Raw genomic sequence first — 14,943 nt, 5'->3', positions numbered from 1 at the left:
TATGAACTGGATTTCGAACTACGTCCGCCCCAAGATCAACTCGCTCTTCTCGCGTCGCGAAGTGCCGGAAAATCTGTGGACGAAATGCGACGAGTGCGGAACCATGCTGTTCCACCGCGAACTGAGCGATAATCAGAACGTCTGTACCAATTGCGGCCATCACATGCCGATCGCACCCCGCGCGCGGTTCGACGCGCTGTTCGACGGCGGTATCTATACCGAGGTCGAGGTGCCGGCGCCGATCACCGATCCGCTGCATTTCCGCGATCAGAAGAAATACCCCGACCGCATGAAGGCGGCCCAGAAAGGCACCGGCGAGGCCGAGGCGATGCTGGTTGCCGAGGGCGAGATCGGCCTGACCCCGATCGTGGCCGCCGCGCAGGATTTTCGCTTCATGGGCGGGTCGATGGGCATGTATGTTGGGAACGCCATCATCGCCGCCGCCGAACGCGCCGTGGCGCTGGGTCGGCCGCTGGTGCTGTTTTCCGCCGCCGGGGGCGCCCGGATGCAGGAAGGAATCCTGTCGCTGATGCAGATGCCGCGCACCACCGTCGCGGTCGAGATGCTGAAAGAGGCGGGCCTGCCCTATATCGTCGTGCTGACCCACCCGACCACCGGCGGGGTCACGGCCTCTTATGCGATGCTGGGCGATGTGCAGATCGCCGAACCGGCCGCCCTGATCTGTTTTGCAGGCCCCCGCGTGATCGAACAGACGATCCGCGAAAAGCTGCCCGAAGGGTTTCAGCGTGCCGAATATCTGCTGGATCACGGGATGCTGGACCGGGTGACCAAACGCACCGAGCTGCGCGAAGAGCTGATCACTCTGCTGCGGATGTTGCTGCGCCAGCCGCCCGCCGTGCGCGGCACCCTGCCCCCGCCCGCGTCCGCCCCGGCGCTGACGGCCCCCGCCGCAGAACCCGCCACGCCCGAGGGAGAGACCAAGGCGTGAGTCAGCCTGCCAGCGATGTCATCCTTGAACGGATGATGTCCCTTCACCCGAAAATCATCGACCTGACGCTGGATCGGGTCTGGCGGCTTCTGGCCGCGCTGGACCAGCCCGAACGCGCCCTGCCGCCGGTGATCCATATCGCCGGGACCAATGGCAAGGGCTCGACCCAGGCGATGATCCGCGCCGGGCTAGAGGCCGCAGGCAAGCGCGTGCATGCCTATACCTCGCCGCATCTGGTGCGGTTTCACGAACGCATCCGCCTGGCCGGCGATCTGATTTCCGAGGACGCACTGGCCGCGTATCTGGACGACTGCGAACGCGCCAATGGCGGCGCGGGTATCACCTATTTCGAGATCACCACCGTCGCCGCCCTGTTGGCCTTCGCCCGCACCCCCGCAGATTACACCCTGCTTGAGGTCGGCCTTGGCGGGCGGCTGGACGCCACCAATGTGGTCGACAAACCGGCGCTGACGATCATCACGCCGGTGTCGATCGACCATCAGCAATATCTGGGCGAAACGCTGAAAGAGATCGCCGGCGAAAAGGCCGGGATCCTGAAACGCGGCGTGCCCTGCATCATCGGCCCGCAACAGGACGCCGCGATGGAGGTGATCGAAGATCGCGCCGCCCGCATCGGTGCGCCGCTTCTGGCGCATGGTCAGCACTGGCATGTGTGGGAAGAGCATGGCCGGCTGGTCTATCAAGACGAATCCGGGCTTCTGGATTTGCCCCTGCCCCGGCTGATCGGCGCGCATCAGGTGACAAATGCCGGCGCCGCGCTGACCGCCCTGCGCGCGCTGGGATATGGCGAACCGGCCTGCGAGGCGGCCGTCACCCAGGCCAACTGGCCCGCCCGCCTGCAACGGCTGCGCAAGGGTCCGCTGGCGCAGGCCGCGGGCGGGGCCGAACTGTGGCTGGACGGTGGCCATAACCCGGCGGCGGGCGAAGCACTGGTCGAGGCGCTGTCGCGCCTGCCCGTGCGCCCCCTGCATCTGATCTGTGGAATGCTGAACACCAAGGATGTGACCGGCTATCTGCGCCCGCTGGCGGATGTTGCCCAAAGCCTGCATGCGGTGTCGATTCCCGGTGCACAGGCAACCCTGCCCGCCGAAGACACGATGCGCGCGGCGCTGTCGGTGAACCTGCCAGCGCAGGTGGCGAACACCGTTCACGATGCGGTTGCGGACATCACCGCGCAAGACCCGACCGTGCGGATCCTGATCTGCGGGTCGCTGTATCTGGCCGGTGACGTGCTGCGCGAAAACGGCTGAGGAATAAGAAAAATCTTCACGAAGATTTTTCAGACCGAAGAATTTTCGTGAAAATTCTTCCTACTCCTGTCCCCAGTCCACATCCTGCATTTCGCGCAACCGGCTGGCGGTGCGCTCGAACTCGAACGCGCCGCTGCCTTCGACATACAGGTATTCGGGCTCTGCCGCGGCCGAACAGATCAGCCGCACCTTCGCCTCGTACAGCGCGTCGATCAGCGTCACGAAGCGCTTGGCCTCATTGAAATTCGACCGACCCAGGCAGGGGATATCCTCCAGGATCAGTACCCGCACCGCATCCGCGATCGCCAGATAATCGGCGGGGCCCAGCGGCTTGGCGCACAAATCCCAGAACGTGGCCCGACCGACCCCGTTGTGAAACCGGGGCAGATCGACCGGGCGGCCCTGCACCGTCAGCACCAGCGCCGCCCCCGGTCCGCCGGTGAAATCGCGCCAGATCTCTTCCATCGCTTCGCGCGCGGCGGCATCGGCGGGGGTGAAATAGACCTCGGCCCCCGACAGCCGATTCTGCCGATAATCGTTGGGCGACGCCAGATGATGCACCCCCAGCCGTTCCTTGATCAGTACAATGAAGGGCACGAACAACTCGCGCTGCAACCCGTCCTTGTACAGATCATCCGGCACCCGGTTCGAGGTGGTCACAACCGTCACCCCCTGCGCGAACAGCAGATCGAACAGCCGCCCCACGATCATCGCATCGGTGATGTCGTTGATCTGCATCTCATCAAAACACAGCAGCTTCAGATCGGTCGCGATCTCCTCGGCCACATGTTTCAACGGGTCCTGCGCCCCGGTCTGACGCACCTTGTACAGATCGGCGTGCACCTCCTGCAGGAAGGCGTGGAAATGCACCCGGCGTTTTTCGGGGATGGCCACACTGGCATAGAACAGATCCATCAGCATCGACTTGCCGCGCCCGACCCCGCCCCAGACATAGAGGCCGCGCACCGGCACGGGCTTTTTGCGGCGCAGCAGGAAGCCGCGCTTTTCCGGCGCGGCCGCTTCCAGCGCGCGGCGGATCTGTTCCAGCGGGTCCAGCACCGCAATCTGGCCGGGATCGCCATGCAGCGTTCCCGCGCTTACCAGCCGGTCGTATTTTTCGCGCAGCGTCTCGTACATGGCGTCCCCCATAAAGCGCCGCGACGCATAAGAAAAGATGATGCATGCCATGCCGGAATTTCGATTGACGGGTGCGGCACGCTGACACAGGCTGGCGCAGCTCAGGGAGGCCCCAATGGAAACGACGCGCGCACCGCTTTTCACCCCCGTTCTGATCGCCGGCTGCCTTGTCATCATGGTCAGCTTCGCGATCCGGGCCAGCTTTGGCGTGTTCCAGATCCCGATCGCACAGGAATTCGGCTGGCTGCGGGCCGAGTTTTCCTTTGCCATCGCCATCCAGAACCTGGCCTGGGGCATCGGCCAGCCGATCTTCGGCGCGCTGGCCGAAAAGTTCGGCGACCGCAGGGCGATCATACTGGGCGCGCTGACCTATGCCGCCGGGCTGGTCCTGTCGTCCTATGCGATCACGCCGGGCCAGCATCAGCTACTGGAAATTCTGGTGGGGTTCGGCATCGCGGGCACCGGATTTGGCGTAATTCTGGCGGTGGTCGGGCGCGCGTCGAGCGACGAGAACCGCTCCCTCTCGCTGGGCATCGCCACTGCCGCCGGATCGGCGGGCCAGGTGTTCGGCGCGCCCACGGCCGAATGGTTGCTGGGCATGATGGGCTGGCAGCAGGTGTTCGGGATTTTCGCCGCCGCAATCCTGTCGGTGCTGCTGGTGCTGCCGATGATGCGTTCGCCCCAGCCCGTCAGCCGGGTCGAGCTGCAAGAAAGCATGGGTGACATCCTGATGCGCGCGTTTCGCGACCCGTCCTTTACCCTGATCTTTCTGGGGTTCTTTTCGTGCGGCTATCAGCTTGGCTTCATCACCGCGCATTTCCCCGCTTTTGTCACCGAAATGTGCGGCGCGATCGATCCGTCGGGCACGCTGGCCGCGATCGGGGTCTCCTCCACCTCGGCGCTGGGGGCGGTCTCGATCTCGCTGATCGGGCTGGCCAATATCGTCGGCACGGTCACCGCAGGCTGGCTGGGCAAGCGGCATTCCAAGAAATACCTGCTGGCGGGAATCTATCTGGCCCGGACGGTGGTGGCGGGCGCCTTCATTCTGTTGCCGATCACGCCCGCGTCGGTGCTGATCTTTTCCGCCGCGATGGGGTCCTTGTGGCTGGCCACGGTGCCGCTGACCTCGGGGCTGGTCGCGCATATCTATGGGCTGCGCTATATGGGCACGCTGTACGGCATCGTGTTCCTGAGCCATCAGATCGGCAGCTTCATGGGCGTGTGGCTGGGCGGGCGGCTGTATGACCTTTACGGCAATTACACGCTGGTGTGGTGGATCGGCGTCGGCGTGGGGGCGTTTTCGGCCATCGTGCATCTGCCGGTAAAGGAACGGCGGCTGGCGGTCGCACCGGCCTGACACTCACATCTCGCGCAAAAAGCCCTGCAGCGCAGCATGAATTTCCCTGACGTGGGTATAGGGCAGCCCATGGCCCGCGCCGGCAACCGTCACCTGCCGCGCCTGCCGGTTGATCTGTGACAGCCGGCCCAGCGCCGACAGCGGGATAACCGCATCGGCATCGCCCCAGATCGCCAGCAGCGGCTGGCCTGACCGGGCGATCCGGCGATGCTCGGGTTCCAGATCCTCGGCCAGCATATGGCGCTGGCTGGACAGAACGGCCGCAAGATAGCCTCGGTGATATGTTTCCTCCGCCTGCATCTGCGCGATCCCTTCCACCGCCGACGGGGCCTGCGCCCGGCGGATCCCGCGCCGCAGGATCACACCGCCGAACACGCGCATCACCCAGTCGCCCAATACCGGCACCCGCGTCATGAACCGCATCAAGCGGCCCTGCATCTGGCCCAGCCCGGCCGGGGCCAGCAGCACCAGCCGCTGCACCCGCTCTGGCGCGGCGGCGGCCCAGGCCACGGCGATACTGGCGCCCATGGAATAGCCCAGCATCATCTCGACCCCCGCCAGGTTCTGATGCGCCAGCAGATCATCCAGTTGACGCAAAAAGAACGCCCGGTTCTGCGCACCGCCGGGCCGGTCGGAATAGCCCCGGCCATAAAGATCATAGCGCAGCACCCGGAACCCCATCAGCGTCAGAATCTTCACGACGCCGTCCCAGACATAAGACCCAGAGGTCAGCCCGTGCACGCAAACCGCGACCCGCCCGTTCACCGGCCCGTCCCAGCGGTAATGGGTCTGCCCGTCGGTCAGATCGGCAAAGCGGCCCGGCGCGTCCGCCCGCGCGGCGCGATTCATCGGCCAGCGCCAGCGCTCGGGCAGAACCCAGCCCAGCGCGAACAGCAAAAGAAGCGCCGCCAGCCAGATCATCGCGCCTGCCATGCCGCCAGAATATACCGGCTGGTCATCAAATCCAGATGCGCCCCGCCGCCGTTCTTGAACAGCGTGATCTCGTCCTCGCTTTGGCGGGCAAAGGTCCCCGAGGGCAGATCATAGTAATCGGCCACGATGGCCTCGCGCCCGATCACCCCGTCGGCCAGCGGGATCTTCAGCTCGCCGATATGGTCCAGGGTGGTGGCGCGGCTGTCGACGAATATCCGCGCACGGGTCAGGGCGGTATCGTCGGCCTCGCGCATGTCGGGGCGATAGGCGCCGATCAGGTCGATATGCTGACCGGGGCGCAGCCAGTCGCCCCTGATCAGCGGCGCCGACGACATGGTGGCCGAGGTCACGATATCGGCCTGCCGCACGGCAGCTTCCAGATCGGGGGCCACAGTGACATTCGGAAAGGCCGCCGCCATCCGTGCGGCCCCCGCCGCGCTGCGGTTCCAGATCAGGAACCGCGCGTCCGGAAAGGCGCTGGAATAGGCCTGATACAGCGAATGACCCACCGTGCCCGCGCCGACGATCAGGATCACGCCACTGTCGGGCCGGGCCAGCCGTTTCGCCGCCAGCAGGCTGTCGCCCGCAGTTTTCCACTTGGTCACCAGATGGAAATCGACGATCGCCTCCAGCATCCCGTCCGTGTCGGAAAACAGGCTGACCGCGCCATTGACCATCGGCTTGTCATGGGTGGGATTGCCGGGAAACACCGTGGCGCTTTTGACCGCCAGCCCCATCCCGTCGATCCAGGCCGACCGCGACAGCAGCGTATCTGGGCCGCGGTAAAGAAAGGTATCATCGACCTTCGCCTGGGGCAGGGAATGACCCGCCGCCAGCGCATCGGTCAGCGCGGCCCAGTCCAGCAGTGGCTCGCACGCCGCGAAGGGGATGATTTCAAACCCCATGGGCGGCCTCTTCGGTGCTCAGCAATCCTTCGGCCACCAGACGGTCGGCCCAGCCTTGCGGCCCGGTGAACAGATGCGTCCGCCAGCCGCGCGCGTCGGCGGCGGCGATATTATCGGCCCGATCATCGGTAAAGATCAGCCGGTCAGGCGCGACGCCGCAATCGGCCTCGACCATTTCATAAATCACCGGGTCGGGCTTGATCACGCCCATGTGGCCCGAGATGTAGTGCCGATCGAAATCGCGCAGGAACGGATAGAACGGTACCGCATATTCGAAACTGGCGATCCCGAAATTGGTCAGCGCGAACACCGGCACGCCCTTGGCCTGAAGCGTCCGCATCAGATGCACCGAATGCGGGATCACCGGCTGCGCCAGTTCAATCCAGTCGTCGCGCCACATGCGAATCTCGGTGCGGAATTCGGGGTATGCCTCGGCGGTTTCATAGATCACATCGGTGAAATCCTCGCCCCGGTCGACCCGGTCGTTCATGCCGTGCAGATCGACGGCGGCGAACATGGCGCGGCGGCGGACTTCGCCCACGACGCGGTCGTAATAGCGTTCCGGCTGCCATTCGATCAGCACGTTGCCGATGTCGAAGATCACGGCCTCTGGGGTCATGTGCGGCTTTCCTTTCGGGCGGCGGCCAGCGCGCGTTCCAGCGCGTCCAGAAAACGAGAGCGGTCGGCCCTGGAAAAGGCCCGCCCGCTGCCTTGGCGAAACGGATCGGCGGCGCGCAGATCGGCCATCAGATCGCGGGTGGCCAGCAGATTGCCGATATTGGCGGGGGTGAAACCCTCGCCGTTGTGGCGCAGCACCTGCGCGCCGGCCGCGACGCATTTGGCGGCCAGCGGGATGTCGCCGGTGATGACCACATCGCCCGGCCCGGCCCGGTCGGCGATCCACATATCGGCCACATCGGGGCCTTCGGGGACATAGACCATTTCAACCAGCGGATGGGCCGACGGGCGCAGCCCCCCGTTGGCGACCATGAACACCGGCACCTTGTGGCGGTCGGCGACGCGCTCGACCTCGGCCTTGACGGGGCAGGCATCGGCATCCACGAACACCCGGGTCACGCGTACAGCGCCTCGGCGTGGAAGGCCACGTGATCCTCCATGAACGAAGACACGAAGAAATAGCTGTGGTCATAGCCTTTGTGCATCCGGAACGTGGCCGGCTGACGTGTCTCGGCGATGGCGGCGGCCAGCGCTTCGGGCTTCAGCAGATCCAGAAACTGGTCGCTGCCGCCCTGGTCGATCAGCATCGGCCCGCCGAACCCGTCCGCGCGCATCAGCAGCGTGGCGTCATGGCGGGCCCAGACAGCCTGATCCGCGCCCAGATAGGCCGAAAACTGTTTGCGGCCCCAGTCCGATTGGGTGGGGTTGGCGATGGGCGCAAAGGCCGACACGCTGGCGAACCGCCCCGGATAGGTCATCGCCAGGGTCAGCGCGCCGTGCCCGCCCATGGAATGGCCGGTGATCGCCTGACGCTCTTCATCCAGCGCGAAAGTGTTGAACAAGACGCGCGGCAGCTCTTCGGCGATGTAATCCCACATCCGGAAATGCGGCGCCCAGGGCGTTTCAGTCGCGTTCACATAGAACCCCGCGCCCTGCCCCAGATCATAAGCGTCGTCATCGGCCACACCGACGCCGCGCGGCGAAGTGTCGGGAAACACCAGCGCGATGCCGTGTTCCGCCGCCCAGCCCTGCGCCCCGGCCTTGGCCATCGCATTTTCGTGGGTACAGGTCAGGCCCGACAGATACCACAGCACCGGCACCGCGCCCTGTTCGGCCTCTTCGGGCAGGAACAGGCCGAAGGTCATGTCGCAGCCACAGGCGTCAGAGCCGTGGCGATAGACCCCCTGCACCCCGCCAAAACAGCGATTCTCGGAAAGTGGTTCCATGGTCAGCCCCTTTCGTGTTGCTGCCCTTGGCGTAGCGCGCGGCGGGCGGTCGGGCAAGGCTGGCCGCGCGAAAACCTAGCGCGCCTGTTTCGACAGCTGCACCGCCAGGATACCGGTCATGATGACGACCACCCCGACGATATCCATCGGGCCCATGCGTTCGCCCAACAGCACGGCGGCGGTCGCCACGCCCAGAAACGGGTTGAGGAAATGAAAAGTCGCCGCGCGCGCCGCGCCGATCCGCCGCACCAGCAGGAACCAGGTAAAGGTCGCGGCCAGCCCCGGCACCAGCGTGGTATAGGCAAAGGCGCCGATCAGCCGCCAGCTCCAACTCACCTGCCAGCTTTCCAGCACGACCGCCGGCGCGGCCAGCACGGCGCTGCCCACCAGCATCTGCAAGCCGACGATCATCAGAACATTCCCGCCCGAGGACGCGCCGCGCACCGACAACGTCGCCAGCGTCAGCGCCAGCATCCCCAACAGGCATAGCGTCAGGCCGTACATATCGACCCCGCCACCGATCCGGCTGGCCATGATGATCGCCACGCCCACGAACCCGGTGACCAGCCCCGCCACACCCAGCGGGCGCATCCTGTCGCCGAAGATGATCCAGCCCAGCGCGGCCACCAGCAGCGGCATGATCGAGGCGATGACCGCCGCCAATGACGCCTCGACCGTCTGCATGGCAACGAAGTTCAGCCCCAGATACAGCGCGTTCTGGCACACCCCGAAAATCACCGTCGCCCGGATCTGCGGTCGGGTCAGCCGCCAGCTTTGCCCCATGGCGCGGGCGATCGCCACGCCCAGCAAACCAGAGATCAGAAACCGCAGCGCCAGCGCGGTCAGCGGCGGCGCATCGGCCACGATCATCCGCGCCGACGTAAAGGCCGAGGACCACATGAAGGCAAAGGCCAGCCCCATGCCAAGCGCACGAAAATCCATCACACCTCGCAAAAACGATTAGGGCCGCCGAAAGGCGACCCTAAAGCATTCGATCAGCGGGACAAGCCCGGCTGTTCAGCCGTTCACGCTGTCCTTCAGCGCCTTGGCGATGGTCATCTTCACCACCTTGTCGGCCTCTTTCTTGATCTGCTCGCCGGTGGCAGGGTTGCGCACCATGCGCTCGGGGCGCTCGCGGCAATAGATCTTGCCCACGCCGGGCAGGGTCACGGCACCGCCGCCGGACACTTCTTTGGTGATCACGCCGATCACTGCGTCCAGCGCGGTCGAGGCGGTTTTCTTGTCCGCGCCCATTTCCTCTGCCAGAGCGGCAACCAACTGCGTCTTCGTCATCGGTTTTGCCATGTATGGTCTCCTCGTTCCTACCCCCTTTCTTTGGGGGCTGATCCGGGCAATTTAACGGCATATGGGGGGGCGGCACAACGATTAGTGGATGAAACCGGCGGAATTTCCCGCATTTTGGGCGGTTTTCGCAGCGTCAAAGGAAGGCCGTCTCCTCGAAACTGCGCAATTTCCGCGAATGGATGCGTTCCAACGGCATCTCGCGCAGCCGTTCCATCGCCCGGATCCCGATCAGCAAATGCCGCGACACCTGGGTCTTATAGAAATCCGACGCCATGCCGGGCAGCTTCAGCTCGCCATGCAGCGGCTTGTCGGACACGCACAGAAGCGTGCCGTACGGTACCCGAAACCGATAACCGTTGGCGGCGATTGTCGCGCTTTCCATATCCAGCGCGATGGCGCGGGACTGCGACAGGCGCTGAACCGGGCCGCTTTGGTCGCGCAACTCCCAGTTGCGGTTGTCGATGGTCGCCACGGTGCCGGTGCGCATGATCCGCTTCAGTTCATAACCTTCCAGCTGGGTCACTTCCTCGACCGCGTCTTCCAGCGCGATCTGGATCTCGGCCAGCGCGGGGATCGGCACCCAGACCGGCAGATCGTCATCCAGCACATGATCTTCGCGCAGATAGGCATGGGCCAGCACGAAATCGCCCAGCGACTGCGAATTGCGCAGCCCCGCGCAATGGCCGACCATCATCCAGGCATGGGGACGCAGCACCGCGATATGGTCGGTCGCCGTCTTCGCGTTCGAGGGACCGACGCCGATATTGACCAGCGTGATCCCGCCGCCGCCGCGCCGCTTCAGGTGATAGCTGGGCATCTGCGGCAGTTTCGCCGGAACCGGCAGCGGCGCGTCGGGTTCGGTGATCTCGATATTGCCGGGGCCGACAAGGCTGTCATACCCGCTGTCGGGATCGGCCAGCGCGTTGCGGGCGAACAGCTCGAACTCTTCGACATAGAACTGGTAGTTGGTGAACAGAACGTGGTTCTGGAAATGCTCGGCCCCGGTTGCGGTGTAATGCGACAGCCGCGCCAGCGAATAATCGACCCGCTGCGCGGTGAACGGCGCCAACGGCCCGGCGCCGTCCTCGTATTTGAACCCGTAGCCGTTGACGATGTCGTCGTTCATCGTCGACAGGTCCGGCACGTCGAACGCATCGCGCAGCGGAAAGGACAGAACCCCATCCTGTGGCACGGTGATCGACGCATCGCCCGCCACCGCAAAATGCACCGGGATCGGCGTCATCGACGGCCCCACCGTGACCGGCACGTCATGGTTCGCCAGCAGCAGCCCGATCTGCTGACACAGGTAGTTGCCGAACAGATCCGGCCGGGTGATCGTGGCCGCATAGATGCCGGGATCGGGCACATGGCCAAAGCTGAGCCGGCTGTCGACCTGGGCAAAGCTTGTCGTCACCAGCCGTATCTCGGGGTAATAGGCCCGATAGCGCGCGGTGCGCGGCTTGCCCGCCAGCGTCTTTTGAAACCTGTCGATCAGAAAGCCGGTCGCCTCGTCATACAACTCGCACAGCCGGGCCACGGCGGCGGCGGCGTCGGTAAAGCTTTCGGGCGCGCGGTGGGGCGGGGTGTCGAGCGGCAGGTTGTGGTCAACGGCGGTCATGCGGGGAATATCCTGATGGAAAAGTGCCTGATGGGCAGGAGGATAGCACATATGTCATGTCGCAAATGTCATGACTTCGCACCGGGGTTCAAGTCCCGCCCTTGCGCCGCCGCGCAGAAGGCCGGATGATCCGGCCATGACAAAGACCCTGCTTTCGCTCGGCCACGGATACAGTGCCCGCGCCCTTGCCCGCCTTCTGACCGACGGCTGGCACATCATCGCCACCACCCGCAGTGCCGACAAGGCCGCGCGGCTGGCCGCGGACGGCATCGAGCCGCTGATCTGGCCCGGCACCGATCTGACCGGCGCGCTGGCGCGGGCCAGCCATGTGCTGTGCTCGATCGCGCCGGTGGACGGGCGCGACCCCATCGTGGCCGAATATGGCCCCGCACTGGCCGGGGCCGATCATCTGGACTGGGTCGGCTATCTGTCCACCACCGGGGTATATGGCGACCACGGCGGCGGCTGGGTCGACGAGGCCACGCCCCTGACCCCCGCCACCGAACGCGGACGCGCCCGTGCTTTGGCCGAGGCCGAGTGGCAGGCGTTGGGCCTGCCGCTGCATATCTTCCGGCTGGCCGGCATCTATGGCCCCGGCCGCGGACCCTTTGCCAAGGTGCGCGCCGGCACCGCCCGGCGCATCATCAAGCCCGGCCAGGTGTTTTCGCGCACCCATGTGGACGATATCGCGCAGGTGCTGGCCGCCTCGATCGCGCGGCCCGATCCCGGCGCGATCTACAATGTCTGTGACGACGACCCGGCCCCGCCGCAGGACGTCATCGCCCATGCCGCCGAACTGCTGGGCCTGCCGGTGCCCCCGGCGATTCCGTTCGATCAGGCCGGTCTGAGCCCCATGGCGCGCAGTTTCTATGCCGAGTCGAAAAAGGTTCACAACGATCGGATAAAAACGGACCTGCGCGTGCGTCTGCTCTATCCGACCTATCGCGAAGGTCTGGCCGCACTTCTGTCTGCCGAAGGGCTGGACAGGGGCTGATCCGCCCCCACCTATGGATATGGCAGAATCGACAGGAGCAGACATGACCGACCAGGCAGCGCCCGAAACGATTTCAGACGTGCTCGATACCCTGGCCGACGTCAGCACGGGCGAGCGTGTCTCGGTCCGCGAAATCGTCGAATCGATGGGCGAGCGCTCGTTCGCCCCGCTGCTGCTTGTTCCCGCGATGGTTCTGGTTTCGCCGATCTCGTCGATCCCCGGAATGCCGACCCTTGGCGCGCTGGTCATGAGCCTGATCGTCGTTCAGATCCTGCTGGGGCGCGACTATCTTTGGCTGCCAGAGGTTCTGGCGCGTCGCTCCCTGCCCTCTGACCGGATGGAGCGTGCGGTGAACTGGCTGCGCAAACCCGCCGCCTGGATCGACCGGCATGCGCATCAGCGGCTGCCCTATCTGACAATTCGCCCGCTCAGCTATATCGCGCTGCTGACCTGCCTGGCGGTGACGCTGGTGATGCCGCTGATGGAATTCGTGCCGGCGCTGGCCACCGTCGCGGCCTTTGCCATCACCCTGTTCGCCGTCGGGATGCTGACCCGTGACGGGCTGTTCGTGATCGGCGGTTACAGTTTCGTGGGCCTGGGCGGGCTGCTGGCGACGGTGATCATCTGACCTGGCGCCCGGCCAGTTGCGCGACATCCAGAACCGCCAGCACCTTGGCCTCGATATCCGCCGCGTTCAGCCCCGCCACGGCATACATGTCTTCGGGGCTGGCCTGATCGATGAACGTATCGGGCAGCACCATGGAGCGGAACTTCAGCCCGGTGTCGAACACGCCTTCCTCGGCCAGCAACTGCGCGACATGTGACCCGAACCCGCCAATCGCGCCTTCCTCGATGGTGATCAGCGTCTCATGCTCCGCCGCCAACCGCAGGATCATGGCGCGGTCCAGCGGCTTGGCGAAACGGGCGTCGGCCACCGTGGGCGTGATGCCGCGCGCGCCCAGCCGTTCGGCGGCCTGCTGCACCTCGGCCAGCCGCGTGCCGAAGGACAGCAGCGCCACGCGCGACCCTTCGGCGACGATCCGGCCCATGCCGATCTCCAGCACCTGGCCGCGTTCTGGCATGTCGACACCCACACCTTCGCCGCGCGGAAAACGGAACGCGATCGGGCCTTCGTCATGCGCCACGGCGGTGGCGACCATATGTTTCAGCTCGGCCTCATCCGCCGCCGCCATCACCACGAACCCCGGCAGATTGGCCAGAAAGGCCACATCGAAACTGCCCGCATGGGTCGCGCCATCGGCGCCCACCAGCCCGGCCCGGTCAATGGCAAACCGCACCGGCAGGCGCTGGATCGCCACGTCATGCACCACCTGATCATAGCCGCGCTGCAGGAACGTGGAATACATGGCGCAGAACGGTTTCATCCCGCCCGCGGCCATCCCGGCACAGAAGGTCACCCCATGCTGTTCCGCGATGCCCACGTCGAAACAGCGGGTGGGAAAGCGTTCGGCGAACAGGTTCAGCCCGGTACCGTCGGGCATCGCCGCGGTGACCGCCACGATCTTGTCATCCCGCGCGGCCTCGTCAATCAGCGCCTGGGCGAAGACCTTGGTATAGGACGGCGCGTTCGAGGGCGCCTTTTTCTGCTCGCCCGTCACCACATCGAACTTGGCGGTGGCATGGCCCTTGTCATCGGCCAGCTCGGCCGGGCGATAGCCCTTGCCCTTCTTGGTGATCGCATGGATCAGGATCGGCCCGTCGGCGCGCGCCTTCACGGTGCGCAACACCGCCAGAAGCTGTTCCATATCGTGCCCGTCGATTGGCCCGAGATAGGAAAAGCCCAGCTCTTCGAACAAGGTTCCGCCCACGGTCATGTGTTTCAGAATATCCTTGGCGCGCCGCGCCCCGTCCTGAAACGGTTGCGGCAGCAGGCTGACCGCACCCTTGGCCGCCGCCTTGAGCTCCTGAAACGGGGCACCGGCGTAAAGCCGCGACAGGTAGGACGACATCGCACCCACCGGCGGGGCAATCGACATCTCGTTATCGTTCAGAATGACGATCAGCCGCTTGTTCAGATGTCCCGCGTTGTTCAGCGCCTCATAGGCCATGCCCGCGCTCATCGCGCCATCGCCGATCACCGCAATCGCGTCGCCAAGCGCAGGCTCTGGCGCGCCGCCCAGATCGCGCGCCACGGCAAAACCCAGCGCTGCGGAGATCGAGGTGGAACTATGCGCCGCGCCGAACGGGTCATAGGGCGATTCGGAGCGTTTGGTGAATCCGCTCAGCCCGTCTTTCTGGCGCAGGGTGCGAATACGGTCGCGCCGCCCGGTCAGGATCTTGTGCGGATAGCATTGATGCGACACGTCCCAGATCAGCCGGTCGCGCGGCGTGTCGAACACCGTATGGATCGCCACGGTCAGCTCGACCACACCCAGACCCGCGCCCAGATGCCCGCCGGTCTGCGACACGGCGGCAATCGTTTCGGCCCGCAGTTCGTCGGCGATCTGCACCAGTTCGCGGTCGCTGAACTGTTTCAGATCGGCCGGCACATGCACACGGTCCAGCAGGGGTGTTTGGGGTGTCGCGGTCATCGCTTGCCCTCCTCAGGG

General features: G+C 65.3%; 15 protein-coding genes. 5 read left to right on the top strand and 10 right to left on the bottom strand.

Annotated elements, in window-relative coordinates; translation table 11 throughout:
- Position 1 precedes the first annotated feature (1 nt).
- Together accD and ACSR1C_RS01480 are read left to right on the top strand one after the other, a co-directional pair.
- A complete protein-coding gene (gene accD, locus ACSR1C_RS01485; RefSeq protein WP_460257547.1) occupies positions 2-949 on the top strand; it encodes an acetyl-CoA carboxylase, carboxyltransferase subunit beta in 948 nt (315 codons plus the stop codon).
- Positions 946-2,220: a bifunctional folylpolyglutamate synthase/dihydrofolate synthase gene (locus tag ACSR1C_RS01480; RefSeq protein WP_460257546.1), complete on the top strand. Its 1,275-nt coding sequence runs from the start codon at positions 946-948 to the stop codon at positions 2,218-2,220. Before accD ends, ACSR1C_RS01480 begins: the two co-directional genes overlap by 4 nt.
- A gap of 60 nt (positions 2,221-2,280) precedes the next feature.
- Here ACSR1C_RS01480 and zapE read toward each other — a convergent pair whose 3' ends face one another.
- On the bottom strand, positions 2,281-3,357 hold the full coding sequence (zapE, locus tag ACSR1C_RS01475) for a cell division protein ZapE (RefSeq protein ID WP_460257545.1): 1,077 nt from the start codon (positions 3,355-3,357) through the stop codon (positions 2,281-2,283).
- A gap of 115 nt (positions 3,358-3,472) precedes the next feature.
- Here zapE and ACSR1C_RS01470 point away from each other — a divergent pair, with 115 nt between their 5' ends.
- Positions 3,473-4,714 carry an MFS transporter gene (locus ACSR1C_RS01470; RefSeq protein WP_460257544.1) on the top strand — a complete coding sequence of 414 codons (1,242 nt, stop codon included), beginning with the start codon at positions 3,473-3,475 and terminating at the stop codon, positions 4,712-4,714.
- Positions 4,715-4,717: 3 nt separating this feature from the next.
- On the opposite strand, the gene ACSR1C_RS01465 is transcribed toward ACSR1C_RS01470, so the two are convergent.
- The 8 genes from ACSR1C_RS01465 to ACSR1C_RS01430 form a co-directional block, all read right to left on the bottom strand.
- Positions 4,718-5,635, bottom strand: a complete 918-nt coding sequence (locus tag ACSR1C_RS01465; protein WP_462563421.1) for an alpha/beta fold hydrolase — start codon at positions 5,633-5,635, stop codon at positions 4,718-4,720.
- A complete protein-coding gene (locus ACSR1C_RS01460) occupies positions 5,632-6,552 on the bottom strand; it encodes an ornithine cyclodeaminase family protein (protein ID WP_460257542.1) in 921 nt (306 codons plus the stop codon). Before ACSR1C_RS01460 ends, ACSR1C_RS01465 begins: the two co-directional genes overlap by 4 nt.
- Positions 6,542-7,171: an HAD family hydrolase gene (locus ACSR1C_RS01455; protein WP_460257541.1), complete on the bottom strand. Its 630-nt coding sequence runs from the start codon at positions 7,169-7,171 to the stop codon at positions 6,542-6,544. The genes ACSR1C_RS01460 and ACSR1C_RS01455 overlap by 11 nt, the downstream gene beginning before the upstream one ends.
- A complete protein-coding gene (locus ACSR1C_RS01450) occupies positions 7,168-7,629 on the bottom strand; it encodes a YaiI/YqxD family protein (protein WP_460257540.1) in 462 nt (153 codons plus the stop codon). Before ACSR1C_RS01450 ends, ACSR1C_RS01455 begins: the two co-directional genes overlap by 4 nt.
- A complete protein-coding gene (fghA, locus tag ACSR1C_RS01445; RefSeq protein ID WP_460257539.1) occupies positions 7,626-8,456 on the bottom strand; it encodes an S-formylglutathione hydrolase in 831 nt (276 codons plus the stop codon). Before fghA ends, ACSR1C_RS01450 begins: the two co-directional genes overlap by 4 nt.
- 75 nt (positions 8,457-8,531) lie before the next feature.
- Positions 8,532-9,398: a DMT family transporter gene (locus tag ACSR1C_RS01440; RefSeq protein WP_460257538.1), complete on the bottom strand. Its 867-nt coding sequence runs from the start codon at positions 9,396-9,398 to the stop codon at positions 8,532-8,534.
- A 75-nt stretch (positions 9,399-9,473) separates the two neighbouring features.
- Positions 9,474-9,761: an HU family DNA-binding protein gene (locus tag ACSR1C_RS01435; RefSeq protein WP_460257537.1), complete on the bottom strand. Its 288-nt coding sequence runs from the start codon at positions 9,759-9,761 to the stop codon at positions 9,474-9,476.
- Positions 9,762-9,894: 133 nt separating this feature from the next.
- On the bottom strand, positions 9,895-11,379 hold the full coding sequence (locus ACSR1C_RS01430) for an AMP nucleosidase (protein ID WP_460257536.1): 1,485 nt from the start codon (positions 11,377-11,379) through the stop codon (positions 9,895-9,897).
- Positions 11,380-11,515: 136 nt separating this feature from the next.
- Here ACSR1C_RS01430 and ACSR1C_RS01425 point away from each other — a divergent pair, with 136 nt between their 5' ends.
- Complete coding sequence (locus tag ACSR1C_RS01425) at positions 11,516-12,373, top strand: SDR family oxidoreductase (protein ID WP_460257535.1); 858 nt, start codon at positions 11,516-11,518, stop codon at positions 12,371-12,373.
- A gap of 43 nt (positions 12,374-12,416) precedes the next feature.
- Positions 12,417-13,001 (top strand): exopolysaccharide biosynthesis protein, encoded by a 585-nt coding sequence (locus ACSR1C_RS01420; RefSeq protein ID WP_460257534.1) that lies wholly within the window; start codon positions 12,417-12,419, stop codon positions 12,999-13,001.
- Here ACSR1C_RS01420 and dxs read toward each other — a convergent pair.
- Positions 12,994-14,925 (bottom strand): 1-deoxy-D-xylulose-5-phosphate synthase, encoded by a 1,932-nt coding sequence (dxs, locus tag ACSR1C_RS01415; RefSeq protein WP_460257533.1) that lies wholly within the window; start codon positions 14,923-14,925, stop codon positions 12,994-12,996. The genes ACSR1C_RS01420 and dxs overlap by 8 nt on opposite strands.
- Between the last annotated feature and the right edge of the window lie 18 nt (positions 14,926-14,943).

The organism is Actibacterium sp. D185-2, from assembly GCF_054954595.1.
This window is presented reverse-complemented; position numbering and strand designations above follow the sequence as displayed.

Coding starts and splice junctions, on each gene's coding strand:
- accD (WP_460257547.1), top strand. CDS start 2: ATGAACTGGATTTCGAACTACGTCCGCCCCAAGATCAACTCGCTCTTC.
- ACSR1C_RS01460 (WP_460257542.1), bottom strand. CDS start 6,552: ATGGGGTTTGAAATCATCCCCTTCGCGGCGTGCGAGCCACTGCTGGAC.
- fghA (WP_460257539.1), bottom strand. CDS start 8,456: ATGGAACCACTTTCCGAGAATCGCTGTTTTGGCGGGGTGCAGGGGGTC.
- zapE (WP_460257545.1), bottom strand. CDS start 3,357: ATGTACGAGACGCTGCGCGAAAAATACGACCGGCTGGTAAGCGCGGGA.
- ACSR1C_RS01435 (WP_460257537.1), bottom strand. CDS start 9,761: ATGGCAAAACCGATGACGAAGACGCAGTTGGTTGCCGCTCTGGCAGAG.
- ACSR1C_RS01470 (WP_460257544.1), top strand. CDS start 3,473: ATGGAAACGACGCGCGCACCGCTTTTCACCCCCGTTCTGATCGCCGGC.
- ACSR1C_RS01455 (WP_460257541.1), bottom strand. CDS start 7,171: ATGACCCCAGAGGCCGTGATCTTCGACATCGGCAACGTGCTGATCGAA.
- dxs (WP_460257533.1), bottom strand. CDS start 14,925: ATGACCGCGACACCCCAAACACCCCTGCTGGACCGTGTGCATGTGCCG.
- ACSR1C_RS01430 (WP_460257536.1), bottom strand. CDS start 11,379: ATGACCGCCGTTGACCACAACCTGCCGCTCGACACCCCGCCCCACCGC.
- ACSR1C_RS01465 (WP_462563421.1), bottom strand. CDS start 5,635: ATGATCTGGCTGGCGGCGCTTCTTTTGCTGTTCGCGCTGGGCTGGGTT.
- ACSR1C_RS01440 (WP_460257538.1), bottom strand. CDS start 9,398: ATGGATTTTCGTGCGCTTGGCATGGGGCTGGCCTTTGCCTTCATGTGG.
- ACSR1C_RS01425 (WP_460257535.1), top strand. CDS start 11,516: ATGACAAAGACCCTGCTTTCGCTCGGCCACGGATACAGTGCCCGCGCC.
- ACSR1C_RS01420 (WP_460257534.1), top strand. CDS start 12,417: ATGACCGACCAGGCAGCGCCCGAAACGATTTCAGACGTGCTCGATACC.